Raw genomic sequence first — 14,923 nt, forward strand, 5'->3', positions numbered from 1 at the left:
GCTATAGTTATTAGCAATTAACAAATAATAATAAATTTATGACAGAAGGTATCCCAACGGAATCAGCACCAGCCGATTCTATCGAAGAAATATTGAAGAATGATGAATCGTACCAAAATTCTCTCAAGAGGCTGCAAGAAGTGGGCGTTAATATTACAGAGTTAGTTCAGACGCTTTGTTCATTGGATGCAAGGCAGTTAAGGGATTTGTCCGTATATCTTCCTAGTATGATTGAGACTATCGCCAGTGCAAAGAACGCACTTAGACAGAAAGAATTAGAAAAAGACCCTAACTACAAAAAACCCGTTTGGAGGTAATGTCTGACATATTACAAAAAGCGAAGCACATTCACTTCGTCGGCATCGGCGGGATTGGCATTTCTGCAATTGCTCGGATGATGCTTGCTGAAGGGCGGATGGTGACGGGGTCAGATACGCATGCTTCGCATGTCACTGATGAGCTTTCTAAATTAGGGGCGGTTATCACTTTTGACCAGAGTACACAGACTATTCCTGCCACGACTAATCTGGTTATTTATACCGCGGCGATACCTGTTGCTGACGTGTCATTTTTTGAGGCGATGAAGGCACTGCCTGTTCCTTCACTTTCTTACCCCGAGGCACTGCGCGAAGTAACCAAAGAGAAGTTTACTATCGCAGTGGCCGGCACTCATGGCAAGACGACGACGACTGCCATGATTGCAAAGGTTATGATGGATGCCGGGCTTGACCCCACTGTCATCGTCGGCTCTATACTCCTTGACCATAAAAGCAATTTTATCGCTGGTAAAAGCAAATATCTAGTAGTAGAAGCAGATGAATATCAGCGCGGATTCTTGAATCTCTCACCGCACATCTTGGTCATAACCAATATCGGTGTTGATCATTTGGATTATTATAAGGATTTAGCAGAAATTCAAGCAACGTTTGACGAATTGGTTGCGCGGGTCACACCGGGTGGTCACGTGATAAAACCGGCAGACTGGTCGCTTGTTAATCCGCCAAAACAATTATTGATTCCCGGTTTGCATAATAGGCAGAACGCGCAGGCCGCGCTTGCCGTTGCGGAGGTATTAGGAATATCGCGAGAAAAGGCTGAAGCATCGCTCGCAAACTTCCAAGGTACTTGGCGCAGATTTGAATATAAAGGCACGACCAAAGAAGGAGCATTGGTCTATGACGATTACGCACATAATCCAGACAAAGTCAGAGCGGCTCTGCAGGGTGCAAGAGAAAAGTTCCCGGATCGGAAAATCATTGCAGTATTCCAACCCCACTTGTATAGCCGAACCAAGTCGCTTCTCCCACAGTTCGCGGAAAGTTTTAACGATGCTGACGAAGTCTTTCTCGTTCCTATTTACGGCGCTCGCGAGTCTCTTGACCCGACGATTACGGCAGAGATGCTCGCAGAAGCATTGCGCATACATCACGAGCGCGTGTTCGTCTTCCCTGATTTCGAAGCGGTGGAAACATATCTCCACACCATACTTACTCCCGAGTGCGTCGTGATGATGATTGGTGCCGGAAGTATTACAGAGCTGGCGAGTAAACTTATTGCAGAAAAATAATATGGCTACATTATATATAGTCGCCACGCCGATAGGCAATCTCGAAGATATCACCCTTCGTGCTATCAGAATTCTAAAAGAAGTCGACACCATTGTCTGCGAAGATACGCGCGTGACGAAAAAGCTTTTAGAAAAATATCTGGACAACCCAAAAAGAGTTTTGTCGTTCCATGCCCATAGTGATGAAGGTAAGGTGACAGAGCTTATTACATTACTCACTGAAGGCAAGTCGGTAGCACTCGTAACAGACGCGGGGACGCCTGGCGTGTCAGACCCGGGTTCACGGCTCGTCTCGGCTGTACGCAAAGAGTTTGGTGATGAAGTGCGTACAGAACCAATTCCCGGCCCATCGGCAATCACCACGGCACTTTCTGTCGCCGGAATCGAGGCTTCGGCATTTACTTTCCTCGGATTCTTGCCACACAAGAAAGGAAGAGAGACGTTATTTAACGAAATAAAAAATAGTGAACGCACGATGATATTTTATGAGTCATCTCACAGGATATTGAAGACCATAGAACGACTCGCCGAACTCTTGAGCGAGACGCGAAAAGTGGTAATTGCCCGCGAACTGACGAAAAAATTCGAAGAAATCATCTCCGGTACGCCGGCAGAGGTGCTCGCGAAGATGAAAGAGACTCCGGACAGAGAAAGGGGCGAGTTTGTCGTATTGGTCGGTCCTCTGGTATAATGGCAGAATAATCACTTTGTATGCATAAACTGAACCACATTTGGCAAAATAGACTCGTGACCATCCTCGGCTTCATTGTCCTTGTATTGCCACTTACCGGCTTCCCGCACAGTTGGACAGATAACTTTTATTTTTTACTCGGCTTAGCTATCGTCATCATCTCATTCCAGCTCGGCAGATTCTTGGTCTATGGCGAAGAGCATGGCGAAAATAATGTTAAAGGGAAAAAATAAGATACTCGCACTCGCCTTAGCTGGGCTCTTTGCGGGCTTTGTTCTTATTGGGGGAGCTTCTCGCCTGCCTTTTATCAGCAAATATCTGCAAGCGAGCAGTGTTTACGTACGCGATACACCAGAGCCGATAGCAATAAAAGTTGCTTCTACAACGCAAGATCAAGCCAAGTTTGCCTTTATCGCGCCGGTAGTTGCATTACACGAGCCGCGGCCGGAAAAATTGAAGGCGATATATATATCAAGCTGGTCGGCCGGCTCGGCGACACAGATGAAGCGTCTCATCGGCCTTATAGATCGCACAGAAATAAATGCCGTCGTAATAGATATTAAAGATGCGACAGGCGAGATCGCCTTCCATGTGAACGATCCGGCGCTTAAGGCGATGGGCACGGAATCCAATCGCATCGGCAATATAGATAGTCTTATCAAAGAGCTTCATGCTAAAAATATTTACGTCATCGGCCGAGTCTCGACCTTCCAAGACCCGCTCTTCGCCAAGATCCATCCAGAACTTGCGGTCATTCGCAAAAGCGATGGCAAATTTTGGCGCGATAGGAAAGGTTTAAGCTGGCTTGACGCCGGCGCCAAGAAGACTTGGGACTATATTATTGCAATAGCGAAAGAATCTTACTCAAGAGGCTTTGACGAAATTAATTTCGATTACATCCGCTTCCCCTCGGATGGGAATATGAAAGATATCGCCTACAGATTTTATGACGAGGCCAAACTTACTAAACCGGCGCAAATGAAATTATTTTATGAATATCTGCACAATGCGATGCAAGATAGCCCCACCCCCAACCCCTCCCCGAAGGAGAGGGGAGGAATATTTTCAAGCGACCAAGGTCTCTCCTCAAGGAGCGAAGCGGGAAGAGGTGAGTCCTTGGTCTCCACCGCCATCCCGCACTCCGCCGACCTCTTCGGTATGACCACAACCGCCGACGATGATATGGGTATCGGCCAGATGCTGACTGACGCGCTCCCATACTTCGACTATATTTGCCCGATGATATATCCATCGCATTACGGCCCGGGCATCAACGGTTACAAAAAGCCGGCGCAATATCCGTACGAAATGGTGGCGTATGCCCTTGAAGGCGCTCTTGCTAAAGCCTCCTCGACCGACAAGTGGCAAGGTGAGTCCTTACCTAAAGGGGAAGGTCTCTCCTTGCCACCAAGCTATAAAAAAATCGTCCCATGGCTCCAAGACTTCGACATGGGCGCCACCTACGACGCAGGTATGGTAAGAGCCCAAATAAAAGCGACAGAAGACGCCGGCCTAACGAGCTGGTTACTGTGGGATCCTGCAAACAGATACACAGAGGGGGCTTTGCAGAAGGAATAGAAACGAAACAGCCAGCTCCCATGAAAAATCAGGAACTGGCTGTCCGGCTTGATAGGCAAAAAACTTGAGTCGACGGGAATCTGTCAGACCGTCGACGGATACTTCTGCTCCACGTCTCGATCGTGGAGTTGTTTGATGATTTCTTCGATCGCCCCATACTGCTCGGGTGAGACCGTCGAGACGTTCGGGGTTATGATCAGGGGCTCCTCGCACGTTTCGTGGTAGCCCCAATCTGGGTGTACCCCGAACTTCTGCTTCAACGACCGGAAGGCCGCCACCGTGAACTTCCCGATTATCCATCGGGCAATGTCCTCGATGTTCTGGTTCTTCCGAAAGCTGAACTGCGGGTACTGCGTCGTGAGCTCTAGGATGAAGTCGCCCGGCGTCCGTGTTCTCGTCTGCCCGAGCTGGCGAGCGCACGACCAGATCTTCGCAATCTTCAAGTTCTGGTCCCTTTTGCCGACCATTCGGCGAATGAGGACCAGATAGTAGATCCCGATCTGAACAACCCGATTGTACGTCGGGGTGCTGAACGACACACCCTTGTCTTCCGCCACCTGCTTCACCTCGCGGTGCAGGATCTTGTTCGTGTGGTAGACGTGCTTCCAGTAACGGAAGGTGTCCACCCCGAACATTGTCCTGGCCCGGCCTGCTGCGTGGATGATGCCGTTACAGCAGGAGAGGAATCCCTCCGGAGTGAAGAAGAGTGCGTGCTTCGTGAGAAGCGCGTGGTTCTGGTCGATATCCCTACAGTTCATGTAGTGGACGATGTCCCAGATCTTGAGCTTTTCCACGCCGTCCGCGTCGACGCCGAGCTCGGCCGCAACCACCCAGATGTTCGTCACCTGGGGGCCGCAGACTATGTCCTTGTCGGTGAGGGGCAGTTCGGCCCAGAGGATTCGCTCAACGAGCCTGATGGAAATGGCTTTCAGTTCCTCTTCCGACAGCCACTCTGGTGGCGGAATAACCCTGAGCACGATCAAGTAGACATAGATCTTCAAAAACAGCCTTGCGACTCCTCCTTTGTATCCAGTCTGCTTGACCTTGAAGCGGGCCGTTTCGTCCGATTCTCCCTTCTTGCGAGTGGGGAAGCGGATGTCGACCACCGCCGTTTCGATCGCCTCCCTCATCTCCTTGTTGGGGATCTGGGGGATGCTGTCGACGACCAGCTTGGTCGGTACCTCGCGGTACGTTCCAAACTTGATCTCCTCTTCTGGAACGACAACGACAGAGAGCCCCTTGACCTGCTCGATGACCTTCTTGGCGAAGGCCTCTTCAGGTTTGTCGGTGCTTTCCTCTTCTTCCTCCGAAGGCATCGCCGGCGTCTTCAGGCCGGAGTCGTGTGCCATTTCCCGAAGAAGGTTGAACGAGCAACTCATGATCCTTCGGATCTCTTCCTGGATCTCGGTGGGGAGATTGCAGGCCCGCATATCCCGGAGGACAATGCGGATGAGACAGAGAAAGCGTGCGAACAACCCGAAGGTGTTCCGCGCCTTCTTCATCCCGTCAACGATGATCTCCTTGTACTCGTCAAACTTGTGGACGAGCTTCCAGCGCGTTTCGTCTGGATAGATGTATCGTCGTTCCGAGTCCATTTCTACCTGATTAACCTCTGTTTCCGTGGTTCCCATGGTTCCCTCCTAGGTTCCCGGTTCCCGTTCCCGTATTCCTTTTTTGCCTATTTATTTGCCAAAGACCGATACACTGCCTATTTTTAGGCTAGGTTGACATGCTAGCATAAATTAGAGCTGTTTCCCAGAGAAATTATTTGCATAATCGTCAAATTAGTGCTATTATACAAAGTAATATTCGATTCCAGAAACGCTGTTTGAAAAAAGGAAGGTGATTAATGTCCGAAACCAGAGAAGAGTTGCAGGTGCGGCTCGGCATCAAGTTCAATAATCCAGAGTTGCTGGCCGAGGCCCTTCGGCACAAGTCAGTCTCGCCACTCGGCAAGAAAAACAAACCGCAACCGCCGTATGAACGACTCGAATTCTTCGGCGACGCTGTGATTGACTACGTCGTGAGCAAGCGCCTTTTCCGGCGAAGCCCGCCACTGTCTCAAGGGCGCATGACCCAGGCGTTCACGAGCCTCGCTTCGCGTATGGCGCTTGGTGAGCTGGCAGAGGAAATAGACCTCTTCCCTCACATCGAGTTCTGCCCTGGCTTTGGCGACAACATGTCTATCGAGTTGAGACATAATGTCGTCGGGGACGTCTATGAGGCTCTCGTCGGTGCCATCCACGAGGACCAGGGCTTCGAGACTGCTGAGAATTTCGTCGAACGCACGGCCATGGCGAAACTCGATGAACTGCTCGCCGGCAAGAACCTTCTCGACCACAAGAACCAGCTTTCTCGGTTCTTGCAGGGTCGTCATCACAAGAGAGTCTACCCAGAGTACCAGCTCATCGGGCGTAAGTCTGATGGCGTCTACGTCTCTCAAGTGAGTCACGACGGCAAGAACCTCGGCCAAGGCGAAGGCAAGACCCAGACCGCCTCAGAGCTCAATGCCGCCAAGGAGGCGCTCGAGATTCTCAAGAAGCGGTAGCGGATTCACATCCGCTCGGAAATCTACACGATTCGTTCGTGGGAAAACATCCGGGTGGGTGTTTTCTTTTTCCTATAAAAAAATTATTTGCTGTTAAGTTTTGCCTGTGTTATAATCATGAACTTCGCAAACGCGAGGTGCTCAAAGTACGGCACCCGCGTCCGCGGAGTGTTATGTTCTTTGAGCTGAATGGAAGGAGAATGCCATGTCTCTCACTCAACGGGAGTTCAGGAAGAACCTCGTCAAGGCCAAGAAGGCCAAGAGGATTCGGAAAATCAAGGAGAAGAGGCGCGCTTTGCGCGCTAAGAATGGCCAGCCGTCGCCGAATGGCGTGAAGCCTGCACGGGTGTCGCTCCCGCACATGAGCGACACCCTGCCTGTGCCGGCGGCCATGTTGGCTCAGCCGGCCCAGTCCGACCAGTGACCTTCCTAGTTCAGCAGTTCGCACCCCCGGGTGATTTTAATCTCGCGACTCACAGCGCGGGAGAGGGACACCGGGGGTGTTTCTTTTTTCTCCGGAATTTTCAAGATTAGTCTTTTTCCGAAATTTGTTTTCTTATTTTTAAAACCGTTAGCGCGTTACTTTTTTTGTGTTAGACTCCGCATGATACAGAGACCAACTACTGAAACAGACACGCGCCTTTGAACGGTGCATTTGACAAGGAGGAATGACAGCATGAGCAATGGAACGTTGGTTGATCCAGTGAGTCCAGAAGAGTACCACCGGGCGAGGCAGAAGTTGCAAGAATTCTTTACCAAGAAGGGTCTCACCTGGGCGGTCGCTCAGCAGAGGCTCTCAATTCTCTCGGCCTGCGAGAACCATCTCTCCATCGCGCTCCACGCATTTGCCGGCCAGACCTGGCCACTCCATCAGACGAACCAGATGGAGTTGGAAAAGATGCTCTTGGAGAACCAGGGGTCGACGGGCTATTTCTGCGACACGACCTCGTATCGCGAGGAACCGACCCCCAAGAAGGGCAGGCACAACCTGATCTTCCCTATGGTGGAGTTCGAGCTCCCAGGGAACTTCGAGGTGCTCCTGGCCTTCCTGCAGGATCTCGTCCAGCACCTCGGATTCGTCAAGGCGCCGGCCCCCGTCGTTGACTACCGCGACTACGCCAAGAAGTGCGGAGTCGAGGAGCTCGGCGATGAACACGAAACCCAACTCTTCCGCGAGCTCGGTCCGGTCGTGATGCTCGTCGACTTCCCGATGAGCACCTCGCCGTTCTGGAACATGCGGCTCGACGGCGGTCCCGGCGAAAAGATCGCACGAAAGTGCGACGTCATCGTCTGCGGACAGGAGACGATCGGTAGCGCCGAGCGCTCTTGCGATCCCGAGCAGATGCGGAAGTCCTTCCGTGCAGTCTCTGGTGGAGACTACGCGAGGACGCTCTTCGCACGCTTCTGCAGCGGGCGGGTCCTGGAGGAGTTGGAAGACTTCCTCTCGCTTCCGTTCTTCCCGCGCTGTGGCGGAGGAATCGGGATGACCCGGCTCATCCGGGCTACACGGATGGTCGGCCTCATTGACAAGTAGTACGGTCAACCTAGAACCGGCTCCCTTCGTTCGCGAAGGGAGCCGGTTTCGCGTCTGCCTAGCATTAGAAGGTTCAACCTTTTTGATGCTTAAGGTTGAACCTTCTTGTGCGTTATAAAACGAAAAGGGGATCGCGACCTTGCGGTTGCGACCCCCTTTTGAACCAGATGAAAGCAGGATTACTTCTTGCCCTTGCCGACGTCCATACTCACGGGGATGTCGGCTTCGCAGAACGAGCACTCCTCCGATGCCCATGAGTCGAGAGTGATGTTCACTAGCGACTCAAGCCTCGGCGCGCCAATATCGAAAGCGGTGACGCCTCCGCGATTGCAGATAGCGCCCACGCCCACGACCTCGCCGCCGATGGCGCGGACGACCTCGACGACCTTCTTCACCGAGCCGCCGGTCGTCAGGACATCCTCGACGACGAGCACTGTCTTGCCAGCCACGATCTTGTCGTAACCGCGCTTCACTACGAACCCGCCGTCGGCCGACTTCTCGGCGTAGACACTCATTGCGTCTGAGTGTACGAGCTCCGAGAGTTGATAGGCCACCCATTGGGAGAGGATGAGCCCGCCCATCGCGGGCCCGACGACCACCTGCGGTCGTTCTGCCAAGAAGCGGCCGGCCAGGTACAGGCAGAGCTCGCCCGTCAACCTAGGATGCACGTAAATCGCATCCTTGTTGATGTACCTGTTGCCGTGCCGGCCACTTGTGTAGACGAAGTGGCCCTCGAGTAAGGCACCCACTGCCTTGATCTTCTCCATGACACTGACTTCTTTCATGAGACCTCCTTGCGGGTCATGATCGGTATCGGTTGATTGCGTCATGCAGTCGCTGCGTCTCGCGTCGCGCCGCCTCTGCGAAGTTCTGTCCGCCACCGGCGAAGATGATGCTCCGTGAGGCGGCAATGATCATGCCTTGACCCCGCGAGTCTTTGCCAGCAGCGACGGTCGCTTCGAGATCTCCGCCTTGCGCGCCGATACCCGGGACGAGGATTGGCATGTCGCCGACAATCTTGCGCACGGCGCGCAGTTCGTCGGGATATGTTGCGCCGACGACCACGGCACAGTTGCCGTTCTCGTTCCATGCGCATGCAACGTTCAGGGCGACCACTCGGTAGAGCGGCACGCCGCCGACGAGCAGATTCTGGAATTCGCCGGCGCCGACATTTGACGACCTGCAGACGATTATACAACCCTTGTCCTTCTGGGCGAGGAATGGCTCGAGAGCCTCCTTGCCGAAGTAAGGGTTCAGGGTGACGGCGTCGGCGTGCAGGTATCCGAACGCTTGCTCGACGTAGCCGACATTGGTGTTGCCAATGTCGGCGTACTTGGCGTCCAAGATGATCGGCACCTCGGGGGCGATGGCATTCGCCTCCGAGACGGTGTGATAGAGCGCGAGGATGCCCTCGATGCCTTGTGCCACGTAGAAGGCCAAATTGACTTTGTACGCGCAGACGAGGTCGCTGGTGTGCTCGATGATGGCGCGGTTGAACGCGCGAATCCTATCGAGCTTCGACGGGTACTTGACCTCCGCCGGGATCTTGCCGAGCTCGCTGTCGAGTCCGACGCAGACGCTCTTGCCTTGCTCCCACCGAGCCTTGAGCATCTCCATGAAGTTTCTGGTCTTCAAATTCTGCCTCGCTTTCACTTGGTTCAATGAACAGTATGAGCCGGACTATCCGGCTCAAAATCTCCTTGACACTATCAAAAATATAGTTAGAAATCAAGCTCGAAAATTTGCGGGAAATTATTTTTAAAACAAAAACAGGATGCCGGCTACAGAGAGCTTGCATCCTGTTCGAGCGAACATTACCGGACGAGTCATTCGTCGGTGAGTTCGCTAAGGATCGATGAGAATATGGTCTCGCCCCGCTCCAGATAAGCGGTGGCGATTTGCACGGCCGAGGCACCGGCCAAGATGTACTCGCGCACGCCGGTGCTATGGATAATGCCGCCGACGCCTATGAGTTGCTGGGTGCTCGGCAGGAGCGCACGCAGTTGCCTGACCTGCCCCAGGCCGATAGGCTTTAGTGCCGGGCCGGCCATGCCCGCGAGTCCTCCGGCTGGAGTGATTCGTGGCGCTTCACCATTGAGGCCGAAGGCGTTGGGAAAGGTGTTGACGGTTGTGACCGCCTTCACCAACTTCGACTTGCCGATCACCTCCGCCACTTGCGCAAGTTGGAAAGGGTCGGAGTAAGGCGAAACCTTACACGCGATCTTCGCCTCGGCTCCGACCCACGTTTCTACCTGTCGCAAGATGTTCGCAACAAGCACGGGGTCGAAGCAGGCAATCCGCTTCTGCATCCCGCCCTGCCAGACGTTGGGACAGCCGAGGTTGAGCTCGACCATGTCGGCCCCGCCGGCGAAGGCGATCTTAGACATTATCGCGTACTCCTCGGCCGAGAAGCCGGCGATACTCACGAAGAGTGGCTTGCCATGCGCATGTGCCTCCGCCACCATCGCGGGCAGTTTGAGCCCATAGTACTCTATCCCTCTATTCGGCAAGCCGAGAGAGTTTAGCGAGTAATCTGACTCTACCCAGTACACGTTGCCACCGTTGCCTTGACGAGGCTCCATGGTGATAGAGCCGACCATGATGGCCGCGGTGGCAGAACGGGCGAGCTGGCTTACCTCCTCCAGCAGCCGGCAGGTACCCGCCGCGTTCATGAGCGGGTGCTCAAGCGGGATACCGGCGAGCGTAGTTTCAAAGTTCATGTGACCTCCTTAAGGTCTTTTTTTGTGCTCGTTATTCTCTTTATGCTGTATGTAAGTTAACAAATATGACCTGTTTTATCAACACAAAAAAACTTGCATAAAGACGCAATCTGTGCTATTATCCATACCAGCTTGCTACCGTCCCTGATTACTTCAGGGTATGTTGCGGGAGCAAATGAGACAGAACGCCCCAGAAAAATCTAGAGCGTTTTGTGTTTAGAGGAGGGACAATGTCCTCGGTCTTCCACCCTACGGATCTGCTCGTCTTTCCCGCGCATACCGAGCATGCGCGGCTGATTCTGCTCGCAGTTTGCGAGCATGAGGACGAGAAGATCCACTTCGAGGCGGCTCGGGCCGCAGACGTTCCCGTGCTTGTCGCGCTCTGCGACGTGTACGGGATTCCCCACACGGTCCAGCAGGAGGTGAGGTAAGATGGGACGACCCCCTTTCCGCACCACCGGCAGATACAGGTCACCGGCCGTTCAGCCGGAGAAGCCCATTGGCCGCTTCGGCAACGAGGATCCGCGGATTCTGCTGAACGAGCAGGAGCCGGCGGATCCCGAGGCCCAGCGCCGGGCCAACGTCCTCATGGGGCGCGACCCGGATGAGAAGGACCCTGGGCCGCCCCTCCTCTGACACTCCCGCAACACTCGGTAAAGATCGCCCCGGTTCGCGCGTACACCATACGCTGCGAGCCGGGGCTTTCGACTTTTTATACACTTTGCGCTAGATATCTTTTATAGTATAGTAAATAGAATATTTATCTGCCTCTACGGCAGACCGCCGATGAGGCGGTTAATAAGAATAATTTATGAATAATCGCAACATTGCAATTGTCATAGCCATCATCGTCATAATTATCCTCGGATACTTTATGTTTTCGAAGAAGGCAGTGACCGCACAGAACGGCTCGGTTGTTACAGTTAATTACGTCGGCTCGCTCCAGAACGGCACCAAGTTCGATGCCTCGGCAGATCACGGCGGTCCGCTCACACTTACACTCGGCCCTATTGGTCCGAACGGTGAAGGCTACGTCATCCCGGGTTGGGAAGAGGGACTTATCGGTATGACAGTCGGAGAGAAGAAGCACCTCGTTATTCCGCCGGAGAAAGCTTACGGCGACAAGCAGATGGGCCCTATCCCGCCGAACTCGACTCTTGTCTTCGATGTAGAAATGCTTGATATCCAGCCAGCCGGCCCGAAGCCAGTAGAGCCTCATTTCCCACCGGCACCGGCCTTGGCCCAGCCAGAAACACAGGGCACAACTACAACGCAGTAGCCCACTGGCAGAGGTTCGACCTTAGGCATTCAAAAGGTCGAACCTCAAGAATGCATGCCAATACTTGCGTTAAGCCGTATAATTTGATAGTATTTCATTCAAGCTCTTACGTAGAGCTTGAATGCTTTTATGGCAAAAACATCAGTAATCGCGCGTTCGAAAAAGACGCCTAAATTCTCGACCAGATTGGTCCGCCGCTGTTTCCGTTGCGGTCGCAAGCGCGGCTACATGCGCGACTTCGACGTTTGCCGAATTTGCTTCCGCGAGCTAGCGAATGAAGGCATGATCCCGGGCATCCGGAAGTCAAGCTGGTAAAATAATGACAAGAAGGTTCAACCTTTAAGATGCCCAAGGTTGAACCTTCTAGACAAAAATATTTCATGACCATCGACCCATTAGCAAACATGCTCATCCAGATCAAGAACGGTAGCGTCGCCAAAAAGGAGACGATTACCGTGCCTTTGTCTAACATGAAGTTTGCTGTCGCAGAAGTTCTTAAGCGCGCCGGATTCGTGAAGGACACAGCCAAGCGCGGCAAGAAAGAGAATCGCTCATTCGAGATTGACTTGGCTTACACAACAGAAGGCGAGCCGAAGGTCACGGGCGTGGAGCGCATCTCCAAACTTTCGCGCCGAGTCTATGCCGGCGCCGGCGAGATTCGCAACTTGCGCCGAGGTAAGCCTGGTATGATGATACTCTCGACACCGAATGGTATCCTGACAGCATCGGAGGCCAAGAAAGCGAATGTTGGCGGGGAAGTTTTGTTCGCCATTTGGTAATGGCTCACAGATTTAAACATTTCAAGATTTAAATATTTAAAAACTCATGTCACGCGTCGGCAAACAAATTATCGAAATACCCGCAAAAGTTGAGGTTACGCTCAGCACCGGTACGATGCGCATCAAAGGACCTTTGGGCGAACTCACCAGAGAATTCAAAGACGACATCGAGATTACAATTGCCGACAAGCAAATTACACTTAAGCCGAAAGTCGAAACGATTTTTACCCGCTCGCTCTGGGGCACATACGCCGCACACATCATCAACATGATCAAGGGCGTGACGGAAGGTTACATGAAGAAGATGACGATAGAGGGTGTCGGCTATAAAGTGGAGCTCAAAGGCACACAGCTCGTCTTCGCTCTCGGATTTTCTCACCCAGTACCGATGGATATCCCTAAGGGCATCAAAGCTGTTGTAGAGAAGAACGTTTTGACTATTTCCGGACCGGATAAAGATCTGGTCGGATTATTCTCCGCGCAGATTGTGGCGCACAAACCGCCGGAGCCGTACAAGGGTAAGGGTATAATTTACGCCGGTACTGTCGTCCGCAGGAAGCAGGGGAAGAGGTCTGTTGCTTAACGGCTTAGAAGGTTAAACCTTCTAGATGCCCAAGGTTTAACCTTCTAAGACAAGACAAAACATGAAAACAACAAATTCAAAAAAATTAAAACGAGACCGACGCCACACGAAGATCAGGACGCGCGTTTTTGGTACGTCTGCCAAGCCTCGCCTCGCAGTCTTCCGTTCCAACGCTTTCGTCTACGCACAGATTATCGATGATGAGGCGGGCAAGACACTTTTGGCCGCGAGCGACCTCAAAATGAAAGATGGGACCAAGCTTGCGCGCGCAGAAAAAGTGGGCGAGACGATAGCTGTGGCTGCCAAGGCGAAGAAAATCGGTACTGTTGTATTTGATCGCGGCGGATTCATCTACGCCGGACGCGTTAAGGCTGTTGCCGATGCCGCACGTAAAGGAGGATTGCAATTCTAAAGTTGAAAGTCAAAAGTATAAAGTTCATAAAGTAAAATGGAAGACACTACAAAAAAAACAGAATCAGCAGTTCCTACGCCGAAGCCAGCCGGTAGCCCGATTTACGTACCCAAGGAGCCTTCAAGAAGCTATCAAGGACAAGGCGGCCCGCGCAATTCGAGCGGTCCTCGCACGGGAGGTGCTCCGGGGGGAGGTCAAGGAGGCTTCGGCGGACAGCGCGGAGGTCCGCGCGGTCAAGGTGGCCGAGGCGGAGACAGGCGTGCACCGCGCACACCTTCGGAATACGATCAGAAAATTTTGAACATTCGCCGTGTGGCGCGTGTTGTGGCCGGTGGCCGTCGCTTCACTTTCTCTGTCGCTATGGTGCTCGGCAACCGCAAGGGTTCTGTCGGCGTCGGTGTCGGCAAGGCGGGAGATACGACCTTGGCTATCGACAAAGCTTCGCGTGTTGCCAAGAAGCACATGATCAAGCTCAACCTGACGAAGGACAAATCCATCGCTCACGAAATCACCGAGAAATACTCAAGCGCGACAGTAATGCTCCGCCCGGCCAAGGGTAAGGGGCTTGTTGCCGGCAGTGCTGTGCGCTCTGTGCTCGAGCTCGGCGGTGTAACAGACACGACAGCGAAGATTCTTTCACCGTCGAAGAACAAATTGAACATCGCGCAAGCGACGATAAAGGCACTGAACAAACTCAAATAATTTTAACGACTTAGAAGGTTAAACCTTCTAGATGCCCAAGGTTTAACCTTCTAAGACAAAAACATGCAATCCCACGAACTCAAGCGCAAACATCCGAATAAACGAACCAAGCTCGTTGGCCGTGGCAGTAAGCGCGGTAAGACGTCCGGTCGCGGTACCAAAGGCCAGAACGCCCGCGCCGGTCACAAAAAACGCCCCGAAATTCGCGAGCGTATCAAGAAGATTCCTAAACTCCGCGGTTATCGCTGGAACGGTGCTATTATGGACAAGGCGATTGTCATTAATGTCGGCGACCTGAACAAGTTCGAGGCCGGCGCCGAGGTTACCCCGCGCACGCTCGTGAAGAAGCATCTCATCAATATGCCGAAGGATGCGCGCATGATTGTGAAGATTCTTGGCGGAGGCGAAATCAAGCTTGCCTACAAAGTTTCTCACTGCTTCGTCTCGAAGAGTGCAAAAGAGAAGATTGAGAAAGCGGGAGGAACAGTGAAATAATGAACTCGGAAGCCTTGCTTCTGAGAACAAGACCC

The 14,923-nt window shown here is 52.9% G+C and carries 18 protein-coding genes; 14 read left to right on the plus strand and 4 right to left on the minus strand.

Annotated elements, in window-relative coordinates:
- The first annotated feature begins 38 nt into the window (after nt 1-38).
- The 5 genes from WC764_03280 to WC764_03300 are packed head-to-tail and all read left to right on the plus strand — an operon-like array spanning nt 39 to nt 3,836.
- Nucleotides 39-317: a hypothetical protein gene (locus WC764_03280; protein ID MFA6006718.1), complete on the plus strand. Its 279-nt coding sequence runs from the start codon at nt 39-41 to the stop codon at nt 315-317.
- A complete protein-coding gene (locus WC764_03285) occupies nt 317-1,567 on the plus strand; it encodes a cyanophycin synthetase (protein ID MFA6006719.1) in 1,251 nt (416 codons plus the stop codon). Before WC764_03280 ends, WC764_03285 begins: the two co-directional genes overlap by 1 nt.
- Nucleotide 1,568: 1 nt before the next feature.
- A complete protein-coding gene (rsmI, locus tag WC764_03290) occupies nt 1,569-2,258 on the plus strand; it encodes a 16S rRNA (cytidine(1402)-2'-O)-methyltransferase (GenBank protein ID MFA6006720.1) in 690 nt (229 codons plus the stop codon).
- Between the two features lie 20 nt (nt 2,259-2,278).
- A complete protein-coding gene (locus tag WC764_03295) occupies nt 2,279-2,491 on the plus strand; it encodes a hypothetical protein (GenBank protein ID MFA6006721.1) in 213 nt (70 codons plus the stop codon).
- Nucleotides 2,472-3,836 carry a putative glycoside hydrolase gene (locus tag WC764_03300; protein MFA6006722.1) on the plus strand — a complete coding sequence of 455 codons (1,365 nt, stop codon included), beginning with the start codon at nt 2,472-2,474 and terminating at the stop codon, nt 3,834-3,836. Before WC764_03295 ends, WC764_03300 begins: the two co-directional genes overlap by 20 nt.
- An 83-nt stretch (nt 3,837-3,919) precedes the next feature.
- Here the strand turns inward: WC764_03300 and WC764_03305 are convergent, their stop codons facing one another.
- Nucleotides 3,920-5,467, minus strand: coding sequence for a hypothetical protein (locus tag WC764_03305; protein ID MFA6006723.1), 1,548 nt, complete (start codon nt 5,465-5,467; stop codon nt 3,920-3,922).
- Nucleotides 5,468-5,685: 218 nt separating this feature from the next.
- Between WC764_03305 and WC764_03310 the strand changes: the two genes are divergently transcribed.
- Together WC764_03310 and WC764_03315 are read left to right on the plus strand one after the other, a co-directional pair.
- Nucleotides 5,686-6,384 (plus strand): ribonuclease III domain-containing protein, encoded by a 699-nt coding sequence (locus tag WC764_03310; protein ID MFA6006724.1) that lies wholly within the window; start codon nt 5,686-5,688, stop codon nt 6,382-6,384.
- A 676-nt stretch (nt 6,385-7,060) separates the two neighbouring features.
- On the plus strand, nt 7,061-7,918 hold the full coding sequence (locus WC764_03315) for an amino acid--tRNA ligase-related protein (protein ID MFA6006725.1): 858 nt from the start codon (nt 7,061-7,063) through the stop codon (nt 7,916-7,918).
- Between the two features lie 179 nt (nt 7,919-8,097).
- On the opposite strand, the gene WC764_03320 is transcribed toward WC764_03315, so the two are convergent.
- The 3 genes from WC764_03320 to WC764_03330 form a co-directional block, all read right to left on the minus strand.
- Nucleotides 8,098-8,748 (minus strand): phosphoribosyltransferase family protein, encoded by a 651-nt coding sequence (locus tag WC764_03320; protein MFA6006726.1) that lies wholly within the window; start codon nt 8,746-8,748, stop codon nt 8,098-8,100.
- Nucleotides 8,720-9,571, minus strand: a complete 852-nt coding sequence (pyrF, locus tag WC764_03325; GenBank protein ID MFA6006727.1) for an orotidine-5'-phosphate decarboxylase — start codon at nt 9,569-9,571, stop codon at nt 8,720-8,722. Before pyrF ends, WC764_03320 begins: the two co-directional genes overlap by 29 nt.
- A 173-nt stretch (nt 9,572-9,744) precedes the next feature.
- The gene (locus WC764_03330; GenBank protein ID MFA6006728.1) at nt 9,745-10,638 is read right to left on the minus strand and encodes a dihydroorotate dehydrogenase; all 894 of its coding nucleotides are present in this window, start codon (nt 10,636-10,638) and stop codon (nt 9,745-9,747) included.
- Nucleotides 10,639-11,449: 811 nt separating this feature from the next.
- Between WC764_03330 and WC764_03335 the strand changes: the two genes are divergently transcribed.
- From WC764_03335 to WC764_03365, 7 genes are all read left to right on the plus strand, one after another.
- A complete protein-coding gene (locus WC764_03335; GenBank protein MFA6006729.1) occupies nt 11,450-11,917 on the plus strand; it encodes an FKBP-type peptidyl-prolyl cis-trans isomerase in 468 nt (155 codons plus the stop codon).
- A gap of 129 nt (nt 11,918-12,046) precedes the next feature.
- A complete protein-coding gene (locus WC764_03340) occupies nt 12,047-12,232 on the plus strand; it encodes a type Z 30S ribosomal protein S14 (GenBank protein ID MFA6006730.1) in 186 nt (61 codons plus the stop codon).
- Nucleotides 12,233-12,297: 65 nt separating this feature from the next.
- Nucleotides 12,298-12,696, plus strand: a complete 399-nt coding sequence (gene rpsH / locus WC764_03345; GenBank protein ID MFA6006731.1) for a 30S ribosomal protein S8 — start codon at nt 12,298-12,300, stop codon at nt 12,694-12,696.
- A 46-nt stretch (nt 12,697-12,742) separates the two neighbouring features.
- Nucleotides 12,743-13,279: a 50S ribosomal protein L6 gene (rplF, locus tag WC764_03350; protein MFA6006732.1), complete on the plus strand. Its 537-nt coding sequence runs from the start codon at nt 12,743-12,745 to the stop codon at nt 13,277-13,279.
- Between the two features lie 61 nt (nt 13,280-13,340).
- A complete protein-coding gene (rplR, locus tag WC764_03355; GenBank protein ID MFA6006733.1) occupies nt 13,341-13,691 on the plus strand; it encodes a 50S ribosomal protein L18 in 351 nt (116 codons plus the stop codon).
- A gap of 36 nt (nt 13,692-13,727) precedes the next feature.
- Nucleotides 13,728-14,393: a 30S ribosomal protein S5 gene (locus WC764_03360; GenBank protein MFA6006734.1), complete on the plus strand. Its 666-nt coding sequence runs from the start codon at nt 13,728-13,730 to the stop codon at nt 14,391-14,393.
- Nucleotides 14,394-14,456: 63 nt separating this feature from the next.
- Nucleotides 14,457-14,888, plus strand: a complete 432-nt coding sequence (locus tag WC764_03365) for an uL15 family ribosomal protein (protein ID MFA6006735.1) — start codon at nt 14,457-14,459, stop codon at nt 14,886-14,888.
- Nucleotides 14,889-14,923: the final 35 nt, after the last annotated feature.

This window comes from Candidatus Paceibacterota bacterium (genome assembly GCA_041660505.1).
Lineage (GTDB): Bacteria > Patescibacteriota > Minisyncoccia > Phycocordibacterales > JACRKE01 > JBAZWG01.